The sequence below is a fragment of the Paenibacillus sp. RRE4 genome, from assembly GCF_031844205.1.
GTDB lineage: Bacteria > Bacillota > Bacilli > Paenibacillales > Paenibacillaceae > Paenibacillus > Paenibacillus xylanexedens_B.
On record NZ_JAUZUT010000001.1, the window covers coordinates 1840102 to 1853218 of the forward strand.

9 protein-coding genes and 1 riboswitch are annotated in these 13117 nt (G+C 46.6%); of the genes, 8 read left to right on the top strand and 1 reads right to left on the bottom strand.

Features of this window, described 5'->3' with window-relative positions; all coding sequences use genetic code 11:
* Positions 1-240 precede the first annotated feature (240 nt).
* Positions 241-1065, bottom strand: coding sequence for a Nif3-like dinuclear metal center hexameric protein (locus tag Q9R46_RS08445; protein ID WP_311279658.1), 825 nt, complete (start codon positions 1063-1065; stop codon positions 241-243).
* A 314-nt stretch (positions 1066-1379) separates the two neighbouring features.
* Here Q9R46_RS08445 and Q9R46_RS08450 point away from each other — a divergent pair, with 314 nt between their 5' ends.
* The 8 genes from Q9R46_RS08450 (at position 1380) to Q9R46_RS08485 (ending at position 13029) form a co-directional block, all read left to right on the top strand.
* Positions 1380-1976 (top strand): biliverdin-producing heme oxygenase, encoded by a 597-nt coding sequence (locus Q9R46_RS08450; RefSeq protein WP_311279659.1) that lies wholly within the window; start codon positions 1380-1382, stop codon positions 1974-1976.
* Between the two features lie 89 nt (positions 1977-2065).
* Positions 2066-4606 carry a diguanylate cyclase domain-containing protein gene (locus Q9R46_RS08455; protein ID WP_311279660.1) on the top strand — a complete coding sequence of 847 codons (2541 nt, stop codon included), beginning with the start codon at positions 2066-2068 and terminating at the stop codon, positions 4604-4606.
* 219 nt (positions 4607-4825) lie between these two features.
* Entirely contained in the window at positions 4826-6406 is a 1581-nt protein-coding gene (locus tag Q9R46_RS08460; RefSeq protein ID WP_311279661.1) for a TerB N-terminal domain-containing protein, read from the top strand.
* A 6-nt stretch (positions 6407-6412) separates the two neighbouring features.
* Complete coding sequence (locus Q9R46_RS08465; RefSeq protein WP_311279662.1) at positions 6413-7804, top strand: ATP-binding protein; 1392 nt, start codon at positions 6413-6415, stop codon at positions 7802-7804.
* Positions 7801-10008, top strand: a complete 2208-nt coding sequence (locus Q9R46_RS08470; RefSeq protein ID WP_311279663.1) for a DEAD/DEAH box helicase — start codon at positions 7801-7803, stop codon at positions 10006-10008. Before Q9R46_RS08465 ends, Q9R46_RS08470 begins: the two co-directional genes overlap by 4 nt.
* A 135-nt stretch (positions 10009-10143) precedes the next feature.
* Positions 10144-10254, top strand: a riboswitch (purine riboswitch).
* A 105-nt stretch (positions 10255-10359) separates the two neighbouring features.
* Positions 10360-11325 (top strand): EamA family transporter, encoded by a 966-nt coding sequence (locus Q9R46_RS08475; protein WP_311279664.1) that lies wholly within the window; start codon positions 10360-10362, stop codon positions 11323-11325.
* A 102-nt stretch (positions 11326-11427) separates the two neighbouring features.
* Entirely contained in the window at positions 11428-11853 is a 426-nt protein-coding gene (locus Q9R46_RS08480; RefSeq protein WP_311279665.1) for a cupredoxin domain-containing protein, read from the top strand.
* Between the two features lie 153 nt (positions 11854-12006).
* Complete coding sequence (locus Q9R46_RS08485; RefSeq protein ID WP_311279666.1) at positions 12007-13029, top strand: SDR family oxidoreductase; 1023 nt, start codon at positions 12007-12009, stop codon at positions 13027-13029.
* Positions 13030-13117 lie beyond the last annotated feature (88 nt).

Sequence of the window (13117 nt, forward strand, 5' to 3'; positions counted from 1 at the left end):
AAGCTTCAGCATATTCCAGTAAAGCAAGGGAGGAAGTAGCTACGGAAGGAAAGAGGAAAGGAGGAAGGAGTGGATTAACGATCAGCAGGAGCGCTATTCCACCAAACGAGGTCAAAACGCTGGGTATGTGGAAAAATCGAGGAGATCGGGTCACTGAGGCTCGTTAGGTTCATAAATGAGACAAGTTACGTAAAAAGGTAGGTCAGCTGTAGTTAAACATGTTCTTTAACTAGCCTAACGTTAAAACACTTTAAATACAGGCTGTTCCTTCACAAAAGTAACTTTGATCTCTGGAAAAAACTCATTCAATCTGTTCGCCAAGAGTCTCATTCCCGGGGCTTCACTTTCGGCATGTCCAACCATGATGAGTGCTTTGGATTTACCTTGCCGCGCAGCATCTCGAACATACTCGGGCGTTTCCCATTCAAATCCTTCTCCGGCGATAATCAGATCAACTTGTTCATTCTGAAGAAGAGGTATCGTGACAGGGCCATTTCCACGAAATCCAACCAGAACGGCAACACGTCTGCAAACGATTTCGGAATTGCCCGCAATGCGAACATAGTCAATGCCTAGACGTTGCTTTAAATGCCGAGCAATTTCCTGAACGGTCATTCCTTCTGGAAATGTAACCATATCCGACTCTGCTGTTCGCTCGCTCAGATATGTAGTCCAGCCAAGCTCCTGGATGAGTCCATCCGTAATGCCATCTGGCTCGAAGCGATGGATTATATCATGGCAACGAAAAAGAGCAATGCATGCCTGATCGATCAGGGTTCTTTTATCCGTATAAACCGTGTCGTTCGCAAGCCAATCCGTGGCACTGTGATGGTTATAAAATGGGGATTCATGGGCAATAATCAAATTGGCTCCGTCCTGAATAGCCTGTTCGATGACCTGTTGTGTTGGCATAAAAGCAACCGCAATTCCTGTTACGAACTGATCCGGTGCACCCGTGATTAGCTGATCCACTGTATTCTCCGGAAGTGTGATCCCCTCTGTGAGGTGGAGTATAATTTCTTGTACCGTGAGTTCCTTTGGCACTGTCATATCTTTAATTTCCATTAGCTTCATTCCTCCAAAATAAGGATATAGTGCTAGTGTATCATCTTCATAGTTAAAAACCAGCTATACATAAGATACTTCATTACCCTGAAAATGAACGATTTTCAGACATCCATCCATTCCACAGTTAACCTAACAACGTAAGTGAAAAACCAGCTCACAAGCCTCTCGAATTCATGTAGTTTTCTGGTACGAGAAAAAGTATACTTACATAGAGTCTTTTTTGAATCAGGTAAAATTTACTATATTCGCAAATGGATTTTTACGCTATTCATAGCCTGGATTCACATCAATATACGAAAGGGGACAACGACATGACGGCTGTTAATATTATGGAACGCCTGAAGAGTGAGACATCACATTATCATAGACAAGTTGAACAGAACCCCTATGCGAAGGCAATTATGGATTCAACCATAACGATTGAACAATATAGAGCGTATTTGGAGAAATTCTACGGTTTCCTGAAACCTTTGGAGAGTCAAGCGGTTAGGCTTCCTTTTTGGGCAGAAACAGGATTGGATATCGAGATAAGAGGCAAGGCTGGTTTATTAGAGCAAGATCTGAGTGATCTTGGCTTAAGCGAAGAGCAGATCAAGCAGATTCCACAATGTAACGACAAGGGTTTACCCGACATTTCTACGCCTGCACGACTGTTCGGATATCTCTATGTCATTGAGGGTTCGACGAACGGCGGTCAGATCATGACCAAGCGTTTATCGCAATTTTTGCCTATAGAAGCGGACCGTGGACTGCAATATTTCTACGCATACGGCATGGAGACCCGCACCAGATGGAGCGAGTTTATGCAATTATTACAGCAATCCATTCAGACATCCGAGGATGAAGACAGCGTTTTGCATACAGCCTCCGAGACATTCCGGCTACTGGATCAGTGGATCAATTCGTAAAAATTACGCCTGAAAAACCCGATTAGCTACCCGACGTAAGTTCTGTTTTAAAGAAATGACACATTCGCTGAGAGGGGATATTTAAGTTCATGGCTGAACCTAGGTCGAGGCAAGAAATGAGCATGCTTAACCGCACCTTACTCCCGCAAGGGACATATACGAATGATCCGATCGACTTAAATAACTGCGATAAGGAGCCTATTCATATTCCTGGCTTTATCCAGCCACATGGCGTGCTTCTGGCTATCGATCCCAGCGGTATAGCAACGATCGTGCAGTGCAGCCAAAATACTCAGGATCATCTGGGCATCCATTACTCGGATATTTTAGGCATGCCTTTAAGCAGCTTGATCTCTCAAGAAGACGTCAACAAACTCCTGAACAACCGCTCGAACGCAGCTGTAACATCAGATTTGCATTATACGGATTTGATTATAGATGTGGCAGGGGAAGAGAAGGTTTTTTCCTCTGTCCTGCATGAGAGCGAAAATCTGTTAATTCTTGAAATCGAGCCTTATTATGAAAAAGAAAACATCGAATCCAACGATTTTGAATGGATATCCCGTTTCTTCGGAAGAATCAAAAGCACGGACAGCCGCGTGGAGGCGAGTCAAATTGCGGCTGAACAGGTCAAAGAAATGCTCGGATATGACAGAGTCATGATCTATGAATTTGACGAGCAATGGAACGGTAAAGTGATCGCGGAAGCACGCGAACCGGAACTCGAACCTTTTCTAGGGCATCACTATCCGGCCTCGGATATTCCCAAGCAAGCAAGAGAACTGTATCTTCGTAACTGGCTACGCACTATCGTCAACGTGGATTATACCCCTGTTGAAATCGTACCTACACTGCAGCCTCTTACAGGCAAACCCTTGAATTTAAGTCTATCTGTGTTGCGGAGTGTATCTCCGCTTCATATTGAATATTTGCAAAACATGGGCGTGGGTGCTACCGTGACTATTTCGCTGATCCATGATAATCAACTTTGGGGACTTATTACGTGTCATCACTATTCTGCAAGATACGTCCCGCATCGTGTTCGTAATCTGTGTAACTTTCTGGGATCTTTTTTCTCCAATGAATTGTTCCAGCGTCAGCAGCTGGATGATTACCAGGCAGAGATTAAGTCCCGTGAAGCCGCTGCGCGGATCGTTAATATTTTTATTGGCAATACAAGCCCGGCGCGTGTGGTAGAAGAACTGCAGGGAGAACAGGAAACCATTCTTCAATTAATGAATGCATCCGGTGCTGCAGTTTGTTACCAGGACAAGCTGCTGTTATTTGGCGAGACGCCGACGAATGGGCAAATTCGTGAACTGGCGGGATGGCTGGCTGGACAGGCAGAGGATCACAGCTATCACACGTCGAAGCTGAGTCTGGAATACGAGACAGCCAAGCGATTTCAAGATGTAGCCTCGGGGGTTATTTATGTTGCCATCTCACCAGGTCATCATAACTATATGTTATGGTTCCGTCCCGAGGTGGTTCAGGTGGTCGAATGGGCTGGTGATCCGGCGAAAGCCGTGCTGAAGACGGATGATGGTGTACGTTTGTCTCCGCGCAAATCGTTTGAAAAATGGAGGGAGGTTGTGCAATCGACCTCCTATCCATGGACAACGAGAGAGCTGAGCATATTACCTTTGCTAAAGTCTATTGTGCGTCGTCAGACGGAAAATCAGCTGGCTCAAGCCGAGGAGCACGCTTTTCAGAATGCCCGTATCTTGAAGCGAAACGAGCAACGGTACTTACAATTGATGGATTTCTCCGCCGTTGCTTTTTTCACACTTACCGAAGGGCGTATTATTTACTGTAATAGGATGGCGGCTGAACTTTTTGGATATGAAAGTACAGGTTGTCTGATCGGGAAGAGTTTCAACGATTTTTTGCCTGACAATACACGAGACATATTACGGCAAGACTTTGAAAATTTACAGCTCGACATCACAAGTTTGATGAACAATCAGTTGTATTTTACAACAGCTTCGGGTACTGCCTTGTTGCTAGAAATAACAATGGCTTCCGTCATTCACGCCGGTAAGCCTTCAGTGATGTTACTGCTTCGCAGCAGAACATCACAACAGGAACACGATGGATACAATGAAACCACAACGCAGCTTCACAATTACCTGACCACCGATCCGTTAACCGATATGCCGGTCCAAACGGTATTCAAGCAACAGCTTGAAGGGGATTGGAATGATTGCCTGCAGGAAAACTGCAGTCTGGGGCTGTTGATCATTGATATCGACGATTTCCGCTCTTACAATACTGCGTATGGCTTGCAAGGCGGCGACCTGTGTTTACAATGGATTGGCGAGGTGCTGACGGTGGTTAGCGAACAGCACAACGCCCTCATTTCCCGTCAGCGCGGAGGGACATTTATGCTGAAATTAAAAGACACAACGTCGGCTTACTTATCCGAACTTGCCGAAGAGATTAGGGAACATGTTCTCGCTCTGCAGATCCAGCGAGAGCTTACGGGTCAGAGTGGTGTGGTTACAGTCAGCGTTGGCGGGGCGGTTCTGCTTCCTGATGAGAACACCGTCGCAGGTGATCTAATTGAAATGGCTGCTCAAGCCTTGTCTCAGGCCAAGGACGAAGGCAAAAACCGCACGAGAGTTATTTGATTCGAACGGGTAACCGCCGCACGGTGTATCAAAAAAAGTGGTTCAGTTGGTTGTAAAATAGATAGGAAATACATGATAGAGAAGAGGGCAGGGATGCCTTCTTTTTTTGCGTGAGAAGAAAGTATGATTTTCCCGCCCATAGAAGCGGCACAAGTGTTATAATGATGCGTATGGATACACGTGTTCGTATTTTGCAGTGAAAGAGGTGGATTCAATTCCATGAGAGATCATTCGGAACAGCTGGAATTCATGGAGATTGATCTAAGTGAAGATACAGAGACAACCTCGATTCGTATACCTGATCGTTCATCTATTGAGAAGCAGAGTCGCCAACCAAACAAGTCGCAGGGAGCTGTATTGTCTTCGGAGAAGCGATTTGTGGAGGAAGCTAGACGTCTTGCGGAAGTTACGGGAGAAGAAAGTTCACCTGTTCCGTTTATGAGTTACTGGCCGACGTATGGGGTGATGAATGATGCACAGCTGAAATGGTATTTGTACTGGAGAACGGAGGTGCGCCAGGAAAGATACCCGGATGTCGACCTCTCATATCTGTTTGTTCATATTTACGAGTTGATTAACGGGATCGGCTGGTTGCATCCAGAGGATGGTTATCATCAGTTAAAACGATTATGGTTGAATTACCGAGAGAGGCTTCCTCAACTTCATGTTTATATGCAGGAGTGGATGGTCGATTACGTTCTGGTTCATGATCTTCATACATTGCTTCGTGAAGTGATGCAGATCTCGGATGGTTATTTGCCAGCACCATTGATGGACAAGGAATTAGAACAGGTGTTACAGGAGAATGTCGATGAGGTAACGCTGGATATGCTGAAATGGTATTATGACTATGATGTTACTTTAAATGCCTTTTACCGGGATGGCGGCAAAGAATGGATGGAACGATATGTGCCCAAAGTGATGGCTCTAATGGATTCATATTTGAAGCGGACGCAACAAAGAGGGCTGTTGCCTGAGCTTGGACCGAAAGCCGAGCAGACGGTGAAACGCACGCTGTTTCATAAAGCGGTGTATGACGAGTCCGTTTACGGCAGATTTGTTACGTTCACTCATGTTCCTCTCATATTGGAACGTGAATTTGTGGAGAGGTTAACCCGGATTTACCGCTGTACGGAAAATAAGCTGCGTGAACTGTTAGGTTTCCGGGGCCGTCTGCGCGGTAAAACGCTGGAGCCTGAGCTTGCCAGTGTGATTGAGCGTTATCTGGAAAGAGCTTTTGCCATGGAACAAGCTGAGGCCGTAACTGCGCCAGTCATTCAGATCGATACGGCCAAACTGGCTTCTTTGCAGAAGGATAGCGAATATGTGCGTAAGGCACTGAGCATTGAAGATAATACGCATTCCGAATTGGATGATGCTGAATCTGACCTTGAGGAGAACGCCGATGGGAACGAAAGACACGTAATGGACGAGTTGCTCTTCCAGGAACAGCAAAACAAGTCACTATCGATCTCAGACCACACGGCTCAGCCATCGGTGAGTTCAGATCGGTGGAATGAAGTGCTTATATGGGACGAATCGGCAGAAGCCCATGTACCAAAGGAGTGGCGGGAATTTGCCGAGAGGTTGGATACCCGGCATATAAGAGCCATCCATGCTTTGCTTGGTGAACATCCGGATGGCGATCTGATGCGTCTTGCCGAAGAAACGGGAACGATGCCAGCCCTTTTACTAGATGAAATGAACGATATCGCTATGGAAACCGTCGGAGATCTGCTAGTGGATGGTGACCGAATCGTTGCTGATTATATCGATATATTTGAACATGTGAAGAGGTGATCGAAAATGACTGACCATCAATTGAATGAACATCAGAGAATAGAACATCAACCAAACCAGCCTAAGATTCCAAAACGTTTGACCACCGCACTTGTGAATTCATTAACGGCAGGTGTCGTGCCACGGATTGGACTGGAGCAAATTGCTGTAGGGCGAAAGCCGGAAGTAGAGGCGATCCTGCGAGATTTGGAGAACATCGCTGAAGGCGGTGCGGCTTTTAAACTGATTACTGGCCGTTATGGCAGCGGTAAAAGCTTTCTTTTGCAAATGATTCGTAACTATGCCATGGATCGTGAATTTGTGGTTGCGGACGCGGATCTTTCCCCGGAACGCAGACTTGTCGGCACGAAAGGGCAAGGTCTGGCGACTTATCGTGAGCTGATGACACGATTGTCCACACGAACACGCCCGGATGGCGGGGCACTGGAGCCGATTTTGCAAAAATGGATTGCAGGCTTGCAGCAAACAGCGATGACCCAGTTGAATATACGTCCAGATGATCCTGCGTTACCGCTGGAGGTAGAAAAACAGATTTACTTGGTAACAGGTGAAATGCAGAACCTGGTTCACGGTTTTGATTTTGCCAAAGTGCTGGCCTCTTACTGGAGTGGTTACAAACTTGCTGATGATGACCTGAAACAGTCTGCACTCCGCTGGCTTCGGGGTGAATTTGCGACCAAAACGGAGGCCAAAAAAGAGCTCTCCGTGGGTGTTATTATCGATGATGATAACTGGTATGACTATTTCAAATTATGGTCTGAATTTACGGCACGTATCGGTTACAAAGGGCTGTTGCTCTTTATCGACGAAGCTGTGAATCTGTATAAAATTACAAACAGCGTTTCGCGTCAAAGCAACTACGAGAAGTTGCTAACGATGTTTAATGACACGATGCAGGGGAAAGCCGAGCATCTGGGCATTTTTGTGGGGGGAACTCCTCAATTCGTGGAGGATGAACGCCGTGGTTTGTACAGCTATGAAGCGCTTCGTTCCAGACTTATTGACGGTCGTTATGCCGCAAGTGCTTATGCGAATTATACCGGACCCATTATCAAACTCGCGATGTTATCGCATGAAGAAATTTTGATTTTGCTACAAAAGCTACGCCAGATTCATGCCCTTCATTTTGCATATACCGCTAGCTTGAGCGATGAACAATTAGTAGGTTTTATGCAAATGGCTGTGAATCGTTTGGGTGCGGATGAACTTTTGACAACACGAGAAGTGGTGCGTGACTTTATGGATGTGCTGCATACGCTGCATCAGAATCCTGATGTGACTTACGAGCAGTTACTTGGTGAGCGTGCGGCGCTTTCCAATGATTCGGTTCGTGGAGCGACGGGTTCCCGGAAGGAATCCGATGAGCTGGATGATTTTCTTGCGGAGTTCGAACTATGAGTGAGAACCCAAATCCGTTTTATAGACTGGCTCCGTTTGTGCAGGAATTTATTTATAAAAAAAGATGGGAATCGCTACGTCCTGCGCAGATTGAAGCGTGCAACATTTGTTTTCATACTCCGCACCACATGCTGATTGCGGCAGGCACGGCTTCCGGTAAGACGGAGGCCGCTTTTTTTCCCGCGTTGACTGAACTTTATGACCAGCCTTCCAAGTCGGTGGGTATTCTGTATATTGGCCCTTTAAAAGCACTGATTAACGACCAGTTCGAACGACTCAAAGACTTGCTCACGGAAGGGAATATTCCTGTCTGGCATTGGCATGGGGATGTGCCGCAGGCTGAGAAAACCAAGCTGATGAAAAATCCGTCCGGTGTGTTGCAGATTACGCCCGAATCGCTGGAAGGGCTGTTGATGAATCGACCGAATGCGATTCCTGCGCTTTTTCATGATCTGCGCTATATCATTATCGATGAAGTGCATGCGTTCATGGGAGCGGATCGGGGCATTCAGGTGTTAAGCCAGCTGGCCCGAATTGAACGTATGGCCGGCTGTGCTCCTAGAAGAGTTGGATTATCCGCTACACTTAGCGATTATGAAGCAGCGACAGCCTGGCTTGCAGCAGGAACACGGCAAGGAGTCGATGTCGTATCCTCCCCGGGCGGACGTAAGCTGCGGCTCCGGGTGGAGCATTTTTCATTCCCGGATGCACAGAACGAAGAGCAGGCTGAGCAACTTCATCATGCGCGTAAAGCCTATTACGACTTTATTTACGAGAGCACTCATCGCAAAAAAGCTCTGATTTTCACCAACAGCCGCACGGATGCGGAAGTCACGATTCTTGAGATGCGCCGTGTTGCAGCACGCCGAGAAGAACGGGATGTGTTCCATGTTCATCATGGAAGTATATCGGCCATGCTGAGAGAAGAAACCGAAGCGGCTTTGCGGACAGGTGCAGGTCCCGCTGTTGCTGCAGCGACGGTTACGCTGGAACTTGGCATTGATCTGGGAGAATTGGAACGTGTCGTTCAGCTTGGGGCACCTTATAGTGCTTCGAGTTTCGTTCAGCGGTTAGGTCGCTCGGGCAGACGTGATGACATGGCATCGGAGATGCTTTTTGTATGCCCGGAGGAAGAGGATGAAGAAGCACAGTTGCCGGCCCGTATGCCATGGACACTCCTGCGCGCCATTGCCGTTATTGAGCTGTATGTTAAAACAAAATGGGTAGAACCGCTGGAAGCACGAAAAATGCCCATAGGTGTCCTCTACCACCAGACGATGAGCATGTTGAAAAGTATGGGAGAGGCTGAGCCAAGAGAGCTTGCGGCAGCAATCCTCTCTCTGGCGCCTTTTGCAGAGATTACACCGGATCACTATCAAACGTTTCTGAATTATCTGATCGCGACGGATCATCTGCAATGGACGGAGGAACAGACGCTGATTATCGGACTCACGGGTGAAAAGATCGTAAACAACTATCGCTTCTATGCGGTGTTCAAGGACGACGAAGAGCATAAAGTGCTAAACGGCTCGGAAGAGATCGGGTCAATCACGACCGTGCCGCCTCCAGGCTATTGTTTTTCACTCGCAGGAAAACTGTGGAAAGTGGAGGAGGTAGATCATAAACACAAGGCGGTGTATGTGAAGTCCGCGAAGGGCAAAGTCGATACACTGTGGCTCGGTGCAGGTGGGGATATCCATACCGCGGTCATTCAAAAAATGCGTGAGGTGCTGTCCGAATCCGAGATCTACCCATATCTGTCTCCACAAGCCGTTAATCGGTTGGAACGTGCGCGTCGTCTGGCTCGCGAAAGCGGATTGCTCAAGCAGGTTGTCATTCCGGCAGGCGGGGACTCCATGTATGTATTACCTTGGGTGGGAAGTAAATCGTTTCGTACGCTAGAGCGTTTGATGAAACATAATTTGTCTGAAAGGCTGGCTTTGCGCTCCGTTGTGCCGATGGAACCATACTATTTTGTAGTTTCGGGCAAAGTGGACGAACGAACCTTGTTAGCCGAGATGATGAGTGAATGTCGATTGGCTCAGAATGCATCCGAACTGCTTGCTGAGGATGAAGCGCCTTATCTTGGCAAATATGACGAATTTATCGCACCACCCTTGATTCGTGAAGCTTTTGCGGTAGATGGGCTAGATCTCGAAGGGTTGAAATCAGGATTGCAAAAGACCCTGGAGTGGGAAAGTTAGATCAAACGTTGGAGTGAAAAAATGGGAGTGGGCGTCTGAAGTTCTTAAATTTTAAAATCTGAAATTAAAAAGAAATGGGTTGACACCACCTGACCTCCCATGTAATATATGAAAAGTCGTCACACATGAGCGATATTTAAATTGCATACTTCATTTCGTATAACCTCGCAGGCCGAAAGTGTACACAGGGCGAGGGTCTCTACGGGAAGCCTATACTTCCTAACTACGAAGCAAAGGAATCAACATATTCCTTGCTCGGAGTTAGGATTTTTTGCATTTAATACGTGGTTGTGACCTTACATGAACCCGGACACGGGGCGCATTATTGAATCATCGGGAGGTTAATTACACATGAAATATTATTTGTCAGTCCTTGCAGGCGCGATGAGTTATGGTATTCTGTCCACCATTGTTGTACTGGCGTATGGCCAGGGATATCAACTTGGTGAGGTTGTGGGAACACAGCTGATTACCGGTTTCATCTTGTCGTGGATGCTGGCTTTATACACGCGTTTTAGAGCTAAACGCAAAGCACAGGTTGTTAGCCAAGTAAAGGTTACATCGGCTAGTCCTTCAAACGTCTTCACACGTTTAACTTGGAAACAGCGTTTGATGCTGATGGCGGCTGGAACGCCAACGGTAATTACCGGACTCGTGTATTATCAATCGTTACGTTACATTCCGGCATCGCTTGCCATCATCCTGCTCTTCCAATTTACATGGATCAGTGTGCTGATTCAGGCGATTAGCAAACGTCAGCGTCCAGATAAAATCACGTTCCTAACCCTCTTTATTTTGTTTGGTGGAACCTTGCTGGCAGCAGGTTTTCTGGAACAGGGCATTCGTAATGTAAGTGGGATCGGGATTGCGCTCGGATTAATGGCAGCAGTGAGCTACTCCTTGTTTGTACTATTCAGCGGTAAAGCAGTTCCTTCTGCACACCCAGCATTTCGGAGTGCTTGGATGGTTACAGGCGGATTGATTCTGCTTTGCATTTTATTCCCGCCGACGTTCCTCTTTAACGGTCTAATCTGGAGTCAACTGCTTGTGTTTGGATTGTTACTTGGATTCTTTGGAGCTTTTATCCCGCCAGTGCTGTTCGCCATCGGCGTACCTCATATTGGGGGAGATATGGCGGGGATTCTGGGGGCAGTTGAACTTCCGGTTGCCGTGTTATTATCCTCCATCGTACTGCATGAGCATGTCAGCGCTCTACAGTGGTTTGGTGTCGTTATCGTACTGATTGGTGTGGCTCTCCCGGAATTGTATAAAATGAGGGCACGGCGAAGTCGGAGCACACCTGTATATTCCGGATAGCCCAGAGGGGTCATTTTCATTAAGTGCATAATGGGGTATGCTTGTAGAGTACATCCATCCACTTACGAATGAAGATGGGACAACGGAATAAGGAGTGTGTATATGAATAGCTGGTTTAAAAAAGCGTGGCCGTTATTAACTCTGGGCGTGGCTGTAGTTGCTCTGCTCGGTGGATTTTTTGTATATTTCATGGGTAAGGACGTATCCCCGGGATCAGGCGGTTCAGTAACAGCAAAGATCGAGACACCGGAGGATTTGAAAGGATATGAGGTCATTAACGTGAACGTGAGCAACGATGGATTTGAGCCGAATGTCATTGAGGTGAAATCTGGAGTGCCTACGAAAATTAATTTCATCCTGACCCGAAGCGTGACACACGTCAAATCTGTCGCTGCAGAGAAGTTAGGCATGGATCTTTATATGCAAAAGGGAGATAACTACTACACGGTTGATCAGAACGTCGCTCCAGGGGAATACGAGCTTCACTGCGGGATGTACATGATCTATGGTACGATTAAGGTTATTTAAAGAGTCAACGAATTGAACCGGACAGTACATGTAGGTTAGAGTTCTTTATATCAATTTCAAAAGGAGGAGCAGAGTTCGGGCAACCGGACTTTGCTCCTTTTTCGCCTGCATGATATCATGAACGGGGAACATAATCGATCTGGAGGTGCAGCAATGAAAGCGCTATTTATCGGAGGAACAGGCACTATAAGTACAGCTATTACCGACATGCTTGCGAAGCAAGGTTGTGAATTGTATTTGATGAATCGCGGGAATCATAATGACAATTTGCCTGCAGGAGTCAAGGTTCTTCAAGCCGACATTAATGACGAAAAACGGGTAGCCGATCTGATTGCCGATTTACAATTTGATGTCGTTGCTGACTTTATTGCTTTTGTACCCGCTCAGCTGGAGAGAGATTATCGTTTGTTTCAAGGCAAGACCAAGCAGTTCATTTTTATAAGCTCCGCATCGGCCTATCAGACTCCGCTGTCGGATTACAGAATTACCGAAGGAACGCCATTATCCAATCCATTCTGGGAATACTCCCGAAATAAAATTGCGTGTGAAGACTACCTGATGAAATTATATCGGGATGAAGGTTTTCCCGTGACCATTGTTCGTCCAAGCCATACCTACGGGGATAAGTCCGTACCGCTTGGTGTACATGGTGAGAAGGGAAGCTGGCAGGTTCTGAAGCGTATGCTTGAAAATAAACCAGTGATCATTCACGGTGACGGCACTTCGTTATGGACGATTACACACAACACCGATTTTGCCAAAGGTTTTATCGGCTTAATGGGCAACATCCACGCCATCGGTGAGGCTGTACATATCACCTCGGATGAGTCTGTCACATGGAACCAGATTCATGAAATCATTGCCGATGTACTCGGGGTCAAGTTGCATGCAGTCCATGTGCCATCGGATTTTTTGGCGGCTAGCAGTGATTTGGATTTCAGGGGTGGTTTGCTTGGAGATAAGGCCAACACGGTTGTTTTTGACAACAGCAAACTGAAACGACTAGTTCCTGAATTTGTAGCTACAACAAGGGCGGACCAGGGCATTCGCAGCACGATTGAGCATATTCTGGAGCACCCGGAATTACAGATGGAGGACCCTGAATTCGATCAATGGTGTGACCTTGTTGTCAGCACATTGGACGAGGCGTTGCTGAAAATCAGAGATGGAAAGTAAAACTAGATAGAGAATAACTTTTTATATACGACCCCATTCCAGGTATTTACATTCGATTTCCAAATCGTTATAATCAATAAAAAATAAC